Raw genomic sequence first — 16382 nt, 5'->3', positions numbered from 1 at the left:
TACTTACCTACTATGAAATGTTGCGACTATCGCATTCTGGTAGGTCAGCAAATTGAAATAATGGCAAAATATGATTTTTGAGTTGAATAAGTAAGAGGTCGGAGGTCGCAGACTTTTATTAAGATAAGGCTTTATCCGTGCACAATAGAGGTAAAGCTTTGTCTATAAAAATTGCTAATAATGCTAAAGTAGCAATCAAAAGTTTACATTAACTAAGGTTGCCATGTCCAATACAGAGTCCAATACAAAAAAACCAATACTTAAACAGAGTATCTCGCTATCAGAGAAGAGCGAATACATATTTGATGATATAAGCACAGCGCAATCTGCTTTCTTAACACTACCAGTCGTTATACAGCCTGCACTAGAGCAAGCTAAACGAGTCGTGCTAATTGCAAATAATCCTGCTGTGACCACGACGCAGCTTGAAATGCTAATACAGCCCGATGATGTCTTGGTGTTATTTAATCACTTTATTCATGATGATTTTTTTGCCAGCCATCAGTTAGCTAGTTCATTACCTAAGTTGCTGTTTTTTCGGCAGATTGGTGATAGTAAGCTGCATTTTGGCCTACCGCCTAGAAGCAATCATATATCAGTAATGGAGCAAATGAGAGAGGTCGCGCCATTAGGGGTACTGACGAGCAACCAGCCTTATCAGTTTCCAACATTAGCTGATGACCCAAGCCCCAATGATGATCCTATCACTGCTCAACGTATCTTAGATATTCCTTCGAACATGCAAAAACTATGGTCAAGCCCTATCTACCACAGTGTGCTATCAGAGCATCACAAACAGAGCATCACAAAGTCGTTACTGACTATCCATACTTTACCGATATTCATTCGTCAGCACCTTCATCAGGTTTTCTATTGTATCGGCTGATGCTGGCAGCTCGAGCATACTTACACCATATTCAAAAGACAAAACCACCATTGGAGATAGTAATGATCGGCTTCAATGACAATGATAAAACTGCTCACTTTTGGCATGGACATAATTGGAGTTTTGAACGTCAGGAAACGAGTCGACCACCTACAGGAGTGACTATTCATCGGTACTAGAATATTGATTCACTAAGCTATGTTTAGCTAGAAATTGCTAAAAATAGTTAAACATAAGGAGCGTCGGGACAATGAGAAAGCTCTACCTCTTTGTCTTTAGGCTCTCGTCGTACGGCTATCAGTGATGACTGTTCTTCAGTCCAATCAATCAGATCCATATCGGAAAACTGTGACAACCATCCTGCCATGGGCCAACAGTGCCATTTTTGATAAAAGCGATTGGCATTGATAATGATACTGTTCAAATGATTGAGGGGTGGCCGGTAGACACTATGCTGCTGATGATAAGCGATATCGGCAGTAAGGTAAAAATCGATATCTAATCGACGTGCTGTAAAGGAAAAATCCGTATCCTCTGCGCCATAACCTGTATATTGGGTGTCGAAACCGCCAATTTTATCAAAAGTCTGTCGCTTGATAGCGAAGCATAGGCTCCAAAATGCACCATAATCATCAGTCTGTTTGATAGCTGTTTGCTTTATTCCAGCTTGGTTTGAATCAGCTTCATCAAAATTATAACGATAAGGGTTATAGACAGACAGCTCGTCTAAAACAGACAAAGGTAAATGATTGGTTTTTAATAGTGCATTTTCTTCTACTGATAATGGTCGCGTTAGATAGCGCGGTTGACCCATCAAAAGCGCATTAGGATATTGCAGAAGCTTCTTATACATTTGCTCAATAAACGTAGGCGCTACGATACAATCAACATCCAAAAAAATCAGCATATCGTGAGTTGCCTGCAACGCTCCAAGATTGCGATTATGTCCGATATCAAACTCTGCAGTGTTACTATCATCACCGTCATTCAGAGCTAATTTAACCGTAGTCGGTAGTTTCACGATATTCAATGAAAATTCAGCTAACCGATTGGGATCAGCGTCGTCGTTGACGATAATGACTTCGGCTGGCTTCACACTACTATTTTCTAGACTGCTCAGTAGGTTGTAGAGATGACGATTACGACCATAACAAGTCGTAATGACGGTCATTGGTACAGTATCAGAAGTCGTGCTAGCGTTACTCATTGGCTGAATGGTCATCGCTTGTCTTTACCTCGCTATCAGGTTGCCTGTTATTTTTAATGAGTCAATATTTAATAAGTCAGTCTTTAATTTTTGATTCGGGTGTTAAGTTGAGTCGAGGGAGCAACCAGTTTTCAAACCAACGCTTGGTAGTAGGGTAAGCAGTGGTGCTATGCATGAACGCTTGAGCAGCTGTTGGCGTAACTGCGTTGATTTCCTCAATGCTATTTTCCTCACTGTTATTTTCTTCAATGCTATCAACCGAGGTAGTGGGGTGTTGTTTACTTCGAGTATTAATCGCTTGATCAATAGATTCAGGTTGACCGTTATTGACGCTCATCAAGGTTTTAAACTGCTGCCAATTTAGCGCTTTATTTTGAGTGACTAACGCTTCAGCCATGACGGCTTGTTCATTATGTGGCCTGTCATCAGGCACTACTATGAGCGGCGTATCGTAATGATAAGCTTGCGCGACAGCATTTAGGCCACAGGCCATCATCAGATAATTGCTATGACAAATAAATGGTGTGACGTCATCTACCTCAGTTGAGATATCGACATAACATCGTTTGTCATCGTCTATAGGCCCGAGAGAGACAATTAATGCATCGGGTAGCAGTGAGCGCAACTCTGGTAGTTTTTCGTCAATCGCTTTGTGTCCACCATAGCCTTTGATAACGGTAATAATAGGTATTGTAGCTCCGGACTTGTCTGTTAATTGAGTTTCGATAGATGGTAGGTTTGTAGATTTAGGCGCAGAAATTTCGCCACCTACGCTTAATTTTGCCAAAATATCTATAAAACTCTCATAAGTGTATGACTCAGCTTTTTGAGAGGAGATAAAGTCAAGATAGAGCGATTTATCACAGACCCATTCAGATGTATGGGTAAACTCTAACGCTTTAGGATAAGGCGCCAGTAAGGCAAGTGCACCAGTGAAAGCACCCAAATGTGGCGCATCATCGCGAATACCCGGAAGCCTAACGTAAAGGTAAGGAATGCTTGCCGCACGGCAGAGCATGGCCACCTCGACACTGACATCAATAATCATCAGATCAATCTTACGTTGAAAGATAGTGTCTAGTATTTGGTGACTGCGTTTTTGAATGTCGCCATTACCTACGGGCGAGTAGTGTAAGCTGGCTGGTTGCCAATATTCTCCCGCACGACCTGCTAATATATCATCGGGGTGTTCATCTTCCGCATTCAAACGTACGATTTGCTGTTCATCAATAGCGGTAAAACGATAGCTATTTATATCTAAGCTCGTAAATACCGTTAATTGCGCTCTTGCATCATTAGGTAGCAATGCAGCCAGTTTGTCTGCCTGTCGGCAATGTCCTGAGCCGTGATGATGCGCATAATATCCGATACGCATCATTACGACCCCTCAGAAAAGCTAACAAGATCATTATCAGTTTCAACTGGCGCTTGAATGGCCTGATTGAAGAGCTGCAGGGAGTCTTTTGTTAAATCAGACAGCTCATAGCTGTTGATACTGTTGATGCTGTTTATGTAGCTCTCTGAATTGTCTTCTATCAACACAGTTCTATTTTTTAATGCTGCTCGGTACAATCCCATATAGCCGTCTACCATGGCTGACACTGAACAAAACTGTAAGGCGCGGTCACGGCAAGCTTGACGTGATATATTTTTAATCGTAGCAAAGCCATTGATAAAGGCTGCTTTATCTTTTTTAGGTACGATGACTCCTGTCTCTGGGGTAATAATTTCGGCACTGGCTCCAGCATCGAAACCAATGACTGGTGTGCCACATGCCAAACTTTCAGCCAAGGTCAATCCATATGGCTCGTCCCAAGTGCTGGTAAATAGCATGGCAGTTGCTCGGCACAAGTAATTATTAATCTCGTCCTTGGTGACATGACCTACGTAACTGAATAGTTTGTCATCGCCACTCTTACTGTCTTTAAATAATAAAGGGGCTACTTTTTGATTGAAGTAGTCTTCGTTGCTTTTAGGTCCTGCAATGATAAGTTTCTTCCCAGCTTCCATGCAGTACCGCATGGCTAAATGAGTGCCTTTCTCAGGGCAAATACGTCCATACCAAAAATATACCTCGTCATCGCTACCATTAGTATTGCCAAGCGATTCTGTATTGGAAATAAAGGATTCGACATCGATGCCGTTATACACCACTTGTGAAGGGACAAACTCAGCGAATAACTGCTGTTGGTGCTTACTAATTGCTGTAAATTGAGTGGTTGTACCAGAGCGCAGTGTTAAAAGTGCCAAACGTAACTGCGGAAAAATAGGCGTATGGAAAGTGGTAAAAAACCTTTCGCCAAACGCTTGGCCTGTCATCATCGGAATATGATGCAGACTGTGGTTATGTACGATATCAATTTCACCGCGCTCATCACGTTCGATAATATCTCGTAGGGCTATCTGATAGGTGAGATATTGGTACATCTCTTCACGGCCCATGGCGACCGTTTCATGCTCATTATCATAAACCATCTTATTAAACTCATGACGAGTCAATAATGGCACCAACGTTGCTTTCGTCTCGCTATCTTTATGAGCGTAAAGCAATATCTCATGACCTTGCGCCACTAGCTCATCACAAATCAATTGGGTAATCATTTCTAGACCACCCGCATATGGCTGGGCGATGGGATACAGTGAATGCGCGATAATGGCAATACGTAGCGGTGAATTCGAAGACCTAATCATGTTTTTAAGACCTTTATAGTTATAAGCATCATGGCTATAAGCGTTTTGGTTAGTAGAGTGGTGTATAGGGAACCTAGTATAGAAACGATAAAAGACAATAGAATGACCTTGTTTCAAAATTGGCTTATATAAACCGCTATCTTTATAAATACTAGTTTTATAAGTACTGATTTTTATGAATCGATGGTTTTTTTATCTTTAAATAAAGACGTCGCATAAGATGTCGTGATAGTCGTCTTCTTTTCATGGGCTACTTTTAAAGTCTGCTTAAGAACCTTACTCATACTTGGTATGTCTGCTCGAGCATCAGAGAAGTTATCCATTGCTACCTTGGCTGCGCTTAGTTTTAGAATGCAAACTGCTGCTGCACATATAAATAGTACTGGTGAGTAGAGCGATGAAAACGGTGCTACAACTAGGACTGTAATGATATTTAGCACCAACAGCAGTTTTGGTAACGCTGCTATATTCTTAAGGAATAATGACTGTCGACTTTGGATATAGTTTTGTTTTGGCGTACAGACAAAAGGTTTCTCTCGTCCCCATAGCACCGGCAGCCATGACAATGCGCCAATCTCCCAAAAATTTAAGTGCATCAACCATGCTCGTATCTTTCTGCCAAAACGTGACTGATGGTTTTCATCTACTTGTTTATTAAGAGGCGATTGATCACGGCAGTAAGCCCACATCCGTCTAAGGATAAAAAATGCATAGCCTGCATAAACCGCATATAGAGGGGTAAGCATCGATACTTTAGCGTTATTTATTAAAAGCATATCAACCATTATCAGTAATGAGCAGATATGCAAAAGGATAAAGAATCCTGTAAAGTTTACCCAAGCACTTAATTGAGACAGATGAGCGCGTATATATGCTAAACGTTCACTCATACTTTTAGATTGCGAGACATGTTGAACTGGAGAGTTGGTCGGGACTGACAGGTAATCCGTGAGCACTTGCATATTGCCGTAGATCCAGCGTCGGCGTTGACATATTAGGTCATCTAGTGTGTTAGGTAGTAAGCCTGTGGCAATAACTTCTGGCACAAACTGACTGCGAAAACCTTGTCGATGCATAAGCACGCCCATTTGAGCATCTTCAGTGATAGAAGCACCTGACCAGCCTCCTATGCTCAAAAGATCCGAGCGTCGAATGACTGCGTAAGTACCCGTTGATAAGGCGCGATTGCGATTAAAAGGACGATACAAATGATGATTAAAATAGTGATTCAACTCGCTATGCGCATCTAGCTGTCCTTCATTACGATAAAACTGCGGAAACTGAAGTAGGGTATGCTCAGGATATTGAGCGATAGCCTGCATAATAGAGGCTCTCGCATGTGGTAATGCTTGGTAATCACTATCGACCACCACAATGTGACTACAGTCTGGACTCATTAACCCAAGTGCCAAGTTTAAAGCACCCGCTTTGAATCCTTCGACACGATCAATGTGATAAAAGTGAACATTCAGCTCAGCGTTTAAGCTTTGGCAAAATGCTGCTAATGGCTCATACAACCACGTCTCTTTATTATTATTATCGATAATCAATATCTCATCGCGCGCTTCTTTTACTGCTAATAACGACTTTATCGTGGCAATAACCAACTCTGGAGGCTCAGCTCGCGTCATCAATTGAAAACTGAGTGCTGCGCTAGTCAAAGCTTCTTGTGTGTTAGCAGTCATGTCTGGTCCTTAAGCAGGTACAACAAGTGAAATTTATATAAAAATAATGGCTTATAGGCAATGTAAGTACTTGTATCTTCAATCTTTTAGTGAATACCAATGCATACTAATACAAAATTAAGTAATGATTTAGCCGATAATTGTTTGTGATAAATTAACTGTGTAAGTTGTACGTAATGTGACATAAGAAATTAGTGGTTTAACCACGTGAAAATCGGCTGCTTCTGGATTGAGAAGAGAGTAGGTAGCTGTGTTTTATTTTTGAGTTAGGATAGTTAGTAAAAGGATAAAACGAGGAGAAAAGACGAGGATAAAAAAGCAGGAAGGTCTGCATCATTACGTTGAAGCACGACTGTAGTAGGACAGAAAAGCACGACTGAAATCGTAGTTAGTTTCAGAAGCTAACTACGTTAATAAGTTTGAGATTAGATTATTTATATTGACGTTTAACTTAATGCTTAGCTAGCCCTGACTAAATCAAGTCAGTGCTGAATGAGTGCTAAATGAGTGACACACCAGTTCCAGACAGCGTCGACAGTTGGTGATGATGAGTTCTTTTTGCGAACGAGATAATAATCTGGATCGACTGTTAGCGTTGACTCGCTTATCTGTACCAATCTTCCCGCATTCAAATCCGCTTGTACAAAAGCCTGACAAGCAATCGCAACGCCTTGACCCGCTAGCGCTGCATCTAAAGCCAATGCCGTTTGATTAAATACAGCACCGGCTAGCTTATTTGTGGTACCAAAAAATCGCGGCCAATGATGATGTGAGTCATGGAGCAATGGCATCTCTTGTAGCACTTCAAGTGAAATGGGCAGTTCTCTATTAGCCATCAAGTGGGGGCTGGCTACAGCTACAAGCGTTTGTTTGAACAGTAGATGAGTATCAAATGCTGCAGGGAATGGTGGGCGCGTCAGGCGTACCGCGATATCTACCTGATCACGGTCAAAGTCTGCAACGGACTCGGTCGCTACAGTACGCAACTCGACATCAGGGACCGCAGCAGTCAAAGCAGATAACCGCGGCAGTAATAGCTTAGTGGCAAAAGTCGGCGTCACGCTGATAGTGACAGTCTTAGGTTCTCTGAGTAGCTGAGCTGTTGCTTTGTCCAAAATTTTAAAAGCGCGCGTAACTTCTGCAAAGTAAACAGAACCTTGGCTAGTGAGCGCCACGCCTCTTGGTAGTCTTTGAAACAAAGGAAAGCCGATATGCTCCTCTAATATTCTTACCTGCTGAGCGACCGCGCCCTGAGTCACAAACAGCTCATCAGCCGCCACCCGAAAATTAAGATGACGCCCAGCAGCTTCAAATGCACGTAAGGCATTGAGCGGTGGCAATGTACGATGACTGTTTGTCACTTTATTTTCCTAGACTGTAGATTTTTTACAGTCTAGCATCTTTTATTATGATGTTAGGAATCTGATTTTATTGGTTATGATAAATGAAACGATAACTAATTGAGAAAGACAGATGAATAATATTACAAAGACAAAAAAGTAGCGCTTATCATCGCAGGCGGATCAGGCATGGGTGCTGCCGCTGCTCGTAAACTTGCAGCTGATGGTTATCATGTCGCTATTTTGTCTTCCTCTGGGAAAGGTGAGGCTTTAGCAAAAGAGTTGGGCGGCATTGGGGTTACTGGCTCCAACCTTATTAATGAAGATGTGCAGCGCTTGGTCGATTCGGCGATGCAACAATGGGGACGTATTGATGCGCTTGTGAATTCTGCTGGTCACGGCCCGCGTGCACCTATTTTAGACATCACTGATGAGGATTGGTATAAAGGGCTAGAGGTTTACTTTCTTAGTGCGGTACGTGCAATTCGTTTGATCACGCCAATCATGGTGGCACAGGGTAGCGGTGCTATCGTCAATATATCTACCTCTTGGGTAACGCAGCCGACTGCGCTTTTTCCTACGTCAACGGCTTTTCGTGCCAGCCTTGGCGCTTTTACCAAGATTTTTTCAGATGATTATGCAGCAAAAGGTGTGCGTATCAATAATGTCTTGCCTGGTTGGATTGATAGCTTGCCTGAAGTCGATGAGCGACGTGAGAGCGTGCCGATGAGACGTTATGGTACCTCTGAAGAAGTCGCCTCAACGATTGCTTTTTTATTATCTGAAGCTGCTGGATACATCACTGGTCAGAATATACGGGTTGATGGTGGCGTCATTCGCTCTGTTTAACGAGTCAGTCAGTACAAGACTGTTAGGACAAGATAGTTAATATCAGACTGTTAATACAAGCAATAAAACACTATCGACGCTAGCTGCTTGAAAAAAGCAGCTCATCTATTTGTTAAGGCCAATGTTATGTTTCGAGCATATGCTGCACTGGTGCTACTTGGTGTCATTTGGGGGTCGAATTTTATTTTTATGAAATGGGCGACGGCTCTAATCAGCCCATCACAAACCGTATTTTTACGCCTGCTATTTGGGTTCTTGCCATTGGTTGCCGTTGCTTGGCACAGCAAGGTAATTACTCGGCCGCAGTTACAGCATTTGCCACACTTTATAGTGATGTCAGTGCTCGCAACGTCTTTTTACTATTATGGATTTGTCGCAGGTACGGCGCTATTGCCCAGTAGCATTGCAGGTCTATTAAGTGGCTCAATCCCTATATTTACCTTTTTGGGCGCGGCGCTGTTCTTACCTGATGAGCGTCCGACCAAGCAAATGGCGATTGGCCTTGCGCTAGGATTTGCTGGTATCGCATTAAGTGCGCGACCATGGCAAGGCGCTACTGGTGTCTCTCTCGTTGGCGTTTTGTGGATGTTGGCAGGATCTCTGAGTGTGGGTACGTCTTTTGTGTATGCGCGGCGCTATCTGTCTCCTCTGAGATTGCCACCACTAGCGTTAGCCACTTGGCAAGTGGGGTTAGCCGTCATAACGCTTTCCGTACTCATTGATTTTGATGGTATAACCCAGCTGACGACAGATACTAGGGCAATGTGGGGAACGATACTTGGTCTGGGTGCTTTTGGTACTGGCGCTGCTTTTTTGATTTATTATTTTATTATTGAGACGTTAGGTTCAGTGCGGGCTGCTGGTGCTACTTATATTGCTCCAGTCGTTGCTGTAATCATTGGCGCGTTAATTGGCGAGGACATCACCAGCTTAGAAATTATAGCGTTGGTACTGATTCTAAGTGGTGTCCTACTGATACAAACGGGTAGACAGACTTCAGGGTAGCGGGAAAGAGGGTAGACTGTTAAGAATACAATACGCGTACTTATAACAAGCTAGTCGATGATTTCATTCAAACCTGCAACTGCTACTGAATTTTTCGATACGCTTACAGCACTAGCTCCATGACCAGCAATATGACGACCATCAAATAACATTCGATGGTCGTCAGCATGATGAGCTCAACGATCTAATTACCTTACATTTTCTATGTTCGGATCAGCCTATGTCTAGGCAGTAGCAGTAAAATGTTGGCTTAATTCCTGAATATGCTCAGGGCCAATACCGCAGCAGCCACCGATTAATGAAGCGCCCTGTGCTTGCCACTTTTGTGCCCAGAGCAGATAGGCAGGCGGGGTCAAATCATCACGCACTTCATTAAGCGTATCATTTGCCGCAGCATTTTTTGGTTGCGGCGGGAAGGCATTGGCATAAGCGCCAAGTTTGATATGCTGCGCTTGTTTTGCTTGTAGGACAGTTTGTGCGACATCTAATGCTTGCTCGATGACATCAGGTTGGCAGCAGTTAAAGAGTATCGCCTCGACATCGAGAGCAGCCATCGTTGCTACGGCTTCCTCGACGGTTTCTCCTGAACGCAGACGTGGCACATCGATATCCATACTGTCTTCTAAAGTAAAAGCTACCCATAGCGGTTTATTGTCTGTATCTAGCGTATTAAGTAGCTCACGAACAGCGATAGACTCGGCGATTAGACTCTGAGTCTCAGCGAGCCAAAAGTCTACATACGGGTTTAAACCTTTGATCAGTGGGGTAGCGATATCCTCTACGTGGTCAGCATCAAACAAGTCTGCACGGTAGGAGCCAAATAGTGGCGGGATAGAGCCTGCTACTTTGGTTGCTGCGCCCTCTAGCGTCACTGCTGCACGTGCCATTTCACCTGACGCTGCTGCCAAATCTTGTGCTTGCGCCGCAAAACGCTCCTCACCGATATGAAAAGGTACTAGGGCGTAACTGTTGGTCGTAATGACTGCCGCGCCGCTCTTGATATAAGCACGATGTACATCACGAACGATCTCTGGCGATTCTATCATTGCCAGTGCTGACCATTCAGGTTGACGAAACGGTGCACCGCGCTTCGCCAATTCTCGTCCCATGCCACCATCAATAATTGTGGTTGTATTTATTGGCATAACGAATCCTTCTTTGTTGTGAGTAGGTGGATCTGAGGCTCTATTTTAAAAATAGAATTATTTAAAGGAGCGAAATACTAGGCGTAATAAACGTCAGATGCAACCACAGGTTTGTTAGTAACGTTAACTTATAGTTCTTGGTATTTGGTTGCCCGATTTCGACGTCAATATGACTGGCTTCTCTTGATGACGTATATACAAATCGTGAGTAAATACGACAGGTTAAGCGATGATGGGTGATAGCATAATGAGCCATATCAATTGAGAGATATTCTTATAAAAATTAAGCTCGCTTACGCGCATAGAGTTGGTTTATCAGGATAATGGTAGGGTTCTGTGTGAATTTAAAAAGGCAAAAAATATACGAAAATAATCATGATTGCTTTTCCACATGTAATGAAAAGATAATTTATCACAAAGTATTCATGCAATATCACAGTATTAAAAAAGTAGTCTTATAAGAGTAGGTTTCTGAGGTTTACTTTGAGGTATTGTAAATTATCAAAATGGCGTCGAGTAAGCTATTAGATGAGAAGACGTAAATTATTTAGTCAGTTGTAAACCTAGTTAAAAAATGTTGATATTAGAGCTGAAGCTGATGTAAGAGATAGAGCAGAACAAATTTTTGTCAATTGTTAAAATATTAAGCCTACGATGCGATACCCAATTACAAATGGAAAATTAAAATGGAAAGTTACAGCATTTACTTTATGACCGAGGATGATGGAATTGGAATTAACTTGCAGCCAATCAACGAAAAAACTTTCAATGTTTATTTAGAACTGCTTACCTGCTTTGGTGATATCGAAGACAACGTTATAAAGATTTCTTCAGAGCAGCAGGCGACAGATGAATTAAAATCTAGAGTGGCAGGGTTTGTTGAAAAATACGCAGATAATCACCCAATACTAAACAGATTAAAAAGAAAAATAGTAAACCTATCTTCTAGTGAATACTTTCTAGTGTTGGAATCTGTTGTGGTTGAAACATCTGAAAGATTAAAACTAGAAACATATATTTCTACTCTCAATAATATTGAGAATATTACTGATCTTCAGTCAAAATTTGAAGAGAAGATGAATGCTCTTGATAATTTTTCAGGAGATTTACTTTCAAAATATAATTTGATCATCCCCAGAAATGATAGAAAGACAACTGTAGGAAACGCAAAAAAAGAAAATCGTTGTTGTAGATTTTGTAATAAAACTATGAGAGATGGTGTTACCTTCAAAAAGGTAGCTCATGCAATTCCTGAAGGATTGGGAAACAAAAATATCATACTGGGTGATGAGTGTGACAATTGTAATGAATTTTTTGGGAATAACATTGAACCAGCACTAATTGAGCATTTGGATATATACCGAGTATTTCTAGGAATAAAGGGGAAAAATGGAGTTCCAAAAATAAAATACAAAAATGGGCACATGCAATACGAAAATAATATGTCTATTGTCGTATCTCAAGGTTTTAAGAGAGTAAGCGACAAAGAGTTTACAATTAATTTAGAGTCCACAAAAAGCCTTACTCCAGCAAAGCTTTACAAGGCACTTTGTAAAATAACACTTTCCACAATAGATGAAAAGCATATGGTAGATTTAAAGCAGACTGTAAAATGGCTAACATGTGTTGATACGCCACAATTACGCCTACCTAGAGTAGCAGCAAATGTTGTTCATAACGGATTCTCTAAAGTACCTCAAATTGTCAACTATATCCGAAAAATAGATGACTTTGGTATACCGCATATTGTTTCAGAGTTTAGAATTGGTAGCTTTGTTTATGTATATATAATCCCTTTTAGTGAGAAGGACACTGTTGATTTTATAGCGGACGAAGAATACGAAAAATTCTGGGACACATTTAAGCATTATAGATCGATAAATGATTGGAGATTCGACTGTTTAGACAGTATAAAAGAAATGTCGATTAACGAAAATATTCGGCTAGTCCAAAATGGACAGCCATAAAAGACTTTTAGTATATACTATTTTGAATTATAGCTAATCTAGCCTACAAAAAGTAGAAGTCAAAAGTGTATAGAAACTCCTATTATCTTTACGCTCCAAAATTTGCACCTTACGATAGTGTTGAGTTTCAGAGAATTAATAAACTTTTCCGCTGACCAAGTAAGAAACGTAGATATTGATGAGCTGAGACTAAATTTATCTAACCTAAAAAGCAGACATCATAGATATCTGCTTTTTTTATTTCTAAATTACTCTTCAGGCAATAATCAGACCTGAGGCGTAATCAAATACTTCTCACCAGTCGCTTGTTTGCCATAAGCAGCGATTGACTGTAAATGCAATACTTCAGCCAATGACACTTCATGCGTATAGCTGCTTGCAAACGTGGTGGTGATTTCTTCTGCAACACGTTGGCGCATTTTCACGACGGTTTTAGTGCCCAGTTTGCCTAGTGCATTGAACAGTAGGAAACCATTTACGCCCCAAGAAAAACCAAAATTACGGTTTAGGGTGATAGGGCCACGGTTTAGTGCGCCGTAGATATAAGCTTGCTTGAACGTGTTAGAGCCGTAGACGCTGTATTCTTCTACGTCACGAGTGATAGCTGCTTCCATACAGTTAAGAATGTCGCTACTTAACTGACCGCCACCGATAGGGTCAAACGAAATCGTAGCGCCTGTTTCAGCAATCGCAGCGGTCAAATCAGCAAGGAATGTCTCACTGCTTGAGTTGACCACATATTTTGCGCCCATATCGCGCAATAGCTTTTCTTGCGAGTCTTTACGGACGATATTCACCAAATCAACACCGTCTGCCATACAGATACGGTTTAGCATTTGACCAAGGCTAGAAGCGGCAGCGGCATGTACGATGGCTTTGTGGCCTTCCGCGCGCATGGTTTCAACCATGGCAAGAGCAGTAAGCGGATTCACAAAAGAAGAAGCGCCTTCCTTTGCTGTGGTCCCTTCTTTTAGCTCTAAGCAGCTTTGGACATTGACGCAATGATATTGGCGATACGTGCCACCACCGATCACAGCAACAGTTTTACCCATCAATGCTTGTGCGGCTTCTGATGACCCTGCTGCTACGACTGTACCAGCGCCTTCGTTACCGACTGGCGTGTCTTTGCCAACGCGAGTTTTGACAGACGGCATGAATTTAGCTGGCACGTCAGCGGTAATCACTGGGTTCTCATCTGTGCCTGATTGCGCGGCAGTTGACATATCAGCGACGCTGAATAGAACGGCTAAATCAGATGGGTTCAATGGGGCGGCTTCAATACGAACAACGACTTCGTCGGCACCTGGCGTTGGCATATCAATTTCTTGTAGAGCTAAGGTTAGTTTGTTGTCTTCGCTGATGGTTGAGGTCAGTTGGATATTTTTGTCAGTCATAAGGTTTGCTCCTGCAAATAGTTGGATTTTTAGACCAATCCCTCTACGGTATTGGCCGTGCTTTAGGTTATTGAATTTTAGTAATTTTCTTAATGTGGCTAATTTTTAGTGGCCACACTGTCATATGTTATTTAGCGTTTGCGGCTTGGATTTGAGCTTTAACGTGTTGCATAAATTCAGGCATGTTTGCTTGACTGTCTGCCTGAACGCTTTTTGCAATGTCGGTTTCACTCATGGCTTTGTTCCATTCTTTCATACCGTCCACTTCTGCCAGTACATCCCACTCAAGCTGAGTCGCTCCAAAAGCGTTGACAATAGTGTTGACGTAATGCACATAGATGTCAGCCATGGTGAATTGCTCGCCTGCAATCCAAGGTGAAAATTTACATAAGCGATTCATGGCAATAATACCGCGGCCCAATACTTGACGGACTTCCTCTTTGACTGCATTAGGTGCTTGAGTACCAGAAAATACATATGGAATTAGACGACGGCTTGGTAGCTCAAAATAAAGCTCTGCTATTTTCATAATCTGACGTACAGACGCGCGTTCTGCTGCATCGACAGGATATAGCGGATTTTCAGGATATGTTTCTTCAAGGAAGTCACAAATCACGTTGGATTCTGACAGATTAAAACCGTCAGGCATGGTGATGGCAGGTACTTTACCCACTGGACTGACGGTTAGTAGATCATCGCTACCAGCGTACAAAAGGTTCTCTTGGAACGGAATGCCCTTATATAAAAGAGCGTGTTTTACTATGTTGTAATAGTTGCTTGCAGCAAAGCCGTGCAAAGTAATCATAAGTCATTCTTCCATTGTTGACGTAAAAGTTATTTTTAATCGTGTTTTCATTGCAACGTTTAGGGCGTGTTTGATATTCACAAATAGGCACTGCTGATTGCTAAAACGGTTCCAGACAAGGCGTAAAACGACGGTAATGCTCGTGCCTTAACTAGATTTACAACACAGTATGGGGCAGTTTTAGCATCAGCTCCAATATAAACAGAAGGAGACAGGACTATTTTTTGCCACTTCATTGTTAAAACATAGACGCTTAGAATGACTAAACTTACTATTTTTAACGTCGAACTGTCTAAAAAATAGTCTCTGTCAGTGCCATGGTCGAATATCAAGCACGCCCTAAGTTAAACACATTATTACTGGTTTTAATGTGGTTATATATAAGGAATAACGTGAATCACTATTGCTTTTAAGACAATAATAAAGCGAAAATACTTAAATATTCATCTAAATGGAGAGGTCAGTTGGATCAATTACGTGCCATCAAGTATTTTAGCAAAGTCGTAGAAACGGGCAGTTTTACTAAAGCAGCAAATGCATTTAAAGTGCCGCCATCGTCACTATCGAGACGAGTATCTGATTTAGAAAAGAGCTTGGGCGCGACACTGTTAAAGCGCTCGACTCGAATCGTTAAATTGACCGAAGTAGGGCAGGTTTATTATGACGATATGCAGCAAGTACTAGATCAGCTCGAGCAAAGTAAAGAAACAGTACGCAGTTATCAAACGACGCCAATGGGGCGTTTACGCATCAGCTCTATGGTGGGTTTTGGTGAAAAAATACTGCTACCACTGTTGGATGAGTTTGGTGAGTTGTATCCAGAGATTGTGCTAGATGTCAGTCTCAGTGATGAATTATCCGCATTGGGACGTGACGATGTCGATATTGCGATTCGCGGTGGTTATGCGCCAAATGAGCGCGTGCTTGCCATTAGGCTAATGGACAATGGGTTTATACCGGTTGCGTCGCCCAGTTATTTGGAGATACATGGCGAACCTAGTCATGTGATGGAATTAAAGGAACATAAAGGCCTGTATTTCAAAGCCCCAAACGGGCCAACGCCTTGGCTTTGCTATGTGGACGATCAGTGGCATGATGTCTCAGGACCAGCAGTTGCGATCTCAAACAATGGACCATGGCTTGCCAAAAAGGCTTGTGATGGTGAAGGGATTTTGATGTCCACTCGATGGGCATTATCCTCATATCTTGAGTCAGGCGCATTGCAAGAGATTAAATTTGAGCATCCATTAGCAATCACGCAGCACGCTGATATGGCCGTATATCTGCTGTATCAAAAGCAGCGCTATCTAGTACCAAAAGTAAAAGCCGCCGTCGATTTCTTGGTTGAGAGGATAAAAGTAGGAAGTGAGCGTTGATGTAAGGGAGGTGTGCTATCTACAACCCCATC

13 protein-coding genes are annotated in these 16382 nt (G+C 42.0%); 5 read left to right on the top strand and 8 right to left on the bottom strand.

Annotated elements, in window-relative coordinates:
* Nucleotides 1–223 precede the first annotated feature (223 nt).
* Nucleotides 224–886, top strand: coding sequence for a hypothetical protein (locus JMX96_RS00175; protein WP_201566505.1), 663 nt, complete (start codon nucleotides 224–226; stop codon nucleotides 884–886).
* A gap of 226 nt (nucleotides 887–1112) precedes the next feature.
* Here the strand turns inward: JMX96_RS00175 and JMX96_RS00170 are convergent, their stop codons facing one another.
* The 5 genes from JMX96_RS00170 to JMX96_RS00150 all read right to left on the bottom strand — a co-directional run bounded on the left by JMX96_RS00170 (nucleotide 1113) and on the right by JMX96_RS00150 (nucleotide 7830).
* Nucleotides 1113–2108, bottom strand: coding sequence for a glycosyltransferase family 2 protein (locus JMX96_RS00170; RefSeq protein ID WP_201566503.1), 996 nt, complete (start codon nucleotides 2106–2108; stop codon nucleotides 1113–1115).
* A gap of 61 nt (nucleotides 2109–2169) precedes the next feature.
* A complete protein-coding gene (locus JMX96_RS00165) occupies nucleotides 2170–3471 on the bottom strand; it encodes a hypothetical protein (RefSeq protein ID WP_201566502.1) in 1302 nt (433 codons plus the stop codon).
* Complete coding sequence (locus JMX96_RS00160) at nucleotides 3471–4784, bottom strand: glycosyltransferase (protein WP_201566501.1); 1314 nt, start codon at nucleotides 4782–4784, stop codon at nucleotides 3471–3473. Before JMX96_RS00160 ends, JMX96_RS00165 begins: the two co-directional genes overlap by 1 nt.
* Nucleotides 4785–4957: 173 nt before the next feature.
* Nucleotides 4958–6469, bottom strand: a complete 1512-nt coding sequence (locus tag JMX96_RS00155) for a glycosyltransferase family 2 protein (RefSeq protein ID WP_201566500.1) — start codon at nucleotides 6467–6469, stop codon at nucleotides 4958–4960.
* Nucleotides 6470–6951: 482 nt separating this feature from the next.
* The gene (locus JMX96_RS00150) at nucleotides 6952–7830 is read right to left on the bottom strand and encodes a LysR substrate-binding domain-containing protein (RefSeq protein ID WP_201566499.1); all 879 of its coding nucleotides are present in this window, start codon (nucleotides 7828–7830) and stop codon (nucleotides 6952–6954) included.
* A 147-nt stretch (nucleotides 7831–7977) separates the two neighbouring features.
* Here JMX96_RS00150 and JMX96_RS00145 point away from each other — a divergent pair, with 147 nt between their 5' ends.
* A complete protein-coding gene (locus tag JMX96_RS00145) occupies nucleotides 7978–8658 on the top strand; it encodes an SDR family oxidoreductase (RefSeq protein WP_227676871.1) in 681 nt (226 codons plus the stop codon).
* 126 nt (nucleotides 8659–8784) lie between these two features.
* Entirely contained in the window at nucleotides 8785–9663 is an 879-nt protein-coding gene (locus tag JMX96_RS00140; RefSeq protein WP_201566497.1) for a DMT family transporter, read from the top strand.
* 224 nt (nucleotides 9664–9887) lie between these two features.
* On the opposite strand, the gene JMX96_RS00135 is transcribed toward JMX96_RS00140, so the two are convergent.
* Nucleotides 9888–10808, bottom strand: coding sequence for a homocysteine S-methyltransferase family protein (locus JMX96_RS00135; protein ID WP_201566496.1), 921 nt, complete (start codon nucleotides 10806–10808; stop codon nucleotides 9888–9890).
* Between the two features lie 686 nt (nucleotides 10809–11494).
* Between JMX96_RS00135 and JMX96_RS00130 the strand changes: the two genes are divergently transcribed.
* Nucleotides 11495–12775, top strand: coding sequence for an HNH endonuclease (locus JMX96_RS00130; protein WP_201566494.1), 1281 nt, complete (start codon nucleotides 11495–11497; stop codon nucleotides 12773–12775).
* Between the two features lie 266 nt (nucleotides 12776–13041).
* On the opposite strand, the gene JMX96_RS00125 is transcribed toward JMX96_RS00130, so the two are convergent.
* Both JMX96_RS00125 and JMX96_RS00120 read right to left on the bottom strand, forming a co-directional pair.
* Nucleotides 13042–14169, bottom strand: coding sequence for a zinc-binding dehydrogenase (locus JMX96_RS00125; RefSeq protein ID WP_201566493.1), 1128 nt, complete (start codon nucleotides 14167–14169; stop codon nucleotides 13042–13044).
* A gap of 127 nt (nucleotides 14170–14296) precedes the next feature.
* Nucleotides 14297–14974 (bottom strand): glutathione S-transferase family protein, encoded by a 678-nt coding sequence (locus tag JMX96_RS00120; protein ID WP_201566492.1) that lies wholly within the window; start codon nucleotides 14972–14974, stop codon nucleotides 14297–14299.
* A 464-nt stretch (nucleotides 14975–15438) separates the two neighbouring features.
* Here JMX96_RS00120 and JMX96_RS00115 point away from each other — a divergent pair, with 464 nt between their 5' ends.
* A complete protein-coding gene (locus JMX96_RS00115) occupies nucleotides 15439–16350 on the top strand; it encodes a LysR family transcriptional regulator (protein WP_201566491.1) in 912 nt (303 codons plus the stop codon).
* The last annotated feature ends 32 nt before the right edge of the window (nucleotides 16351–16382 follow it).

Origin of the sequence: Psychrobacter sp. JCM 18900, from assembly GCF_904846625.1 — a bacterium.
Classification (GTDB): domain Bacteria; phylum Pseudomonadota; class Gammaproteobacteria; order Pseudomonadales; family Moraxellaceae; genus Psychrobacter.
Note: the sequence above shows the minus strand (reverse complement) of the source record. Positions and strands in the feature narration are given on the sequence as shown.

Bases quoted from the DNA above. Each gene is read 5' to 3' on its own strand.
- JMX96_RS00175 (WP_201566505.1), top strand. From the start codon at position 224: ATGTCCAATACAGAGTCCAATACAAAAAAACCAATACTTAAACAGAGT.
- JMX96_RS00170 (WP_201566503.1), bottom strand. From the start codon at position 2,108: ATGACCATTCAGCCAATGAGTAACGCTAGCACGACTTCTGATACTGTA.
- JMX96_RS00165 (WP_201566502.1), bottom strand. From the start codon at position 3,471: ATGATGCGTATCGGATATTATGCGCATCATCACGGCTCAGGACATTGC.
- JMX96_RS00160 (WP_201566501.1), bottom strand. From the start codon at position 4,784: ATGATTAGGTCTTCGAATTCACCGCTACGTATTGCCATTATCGCGCAT.
- JMX96_RS00155 (WP_201566500.1), bottom strand. From the start codon at position 6,469: ATGACTGCTAACACACAAGAAGCTTTGACTAGCGCAGCACTCAGTTTT.
- JMX96_RS00140 (WP_201566497.1), top strand. From the start codon at position 8,785: ATGTTTCGAGCATATGCTGCACTGGTGCTACTTGGTGTCATTTGGGGG.
- JMX96_RS00135 (WP_201566496.1), bottom strand. From the start codon at position 10,808: ATGCCAATAAATACAACCACAATTATTGATGGTGGCATGGGACGAGAA.
- JMX96_RS00130 (WP_201566494.1), top strand. From the start codon at position 11,495: ATGGAAAGTTACAGCATTTACTTTATGACCGAGGATGATGGAATTGGA.
- JMX96_RS00125 (WP_201566493.1), bottom strand. From the start codon at position 14,169: ATGACTGACAAAAATATCCAACTGACCTCAACCATCAGCGAAGACAAC.
- JMX96_RS00120 (WP_201566492.1), bottom strand. From the start codon at position 14,974: ATGATTACTTTGCACGGCTTTGCTGCAAGCAACTATTACAACATAGTA.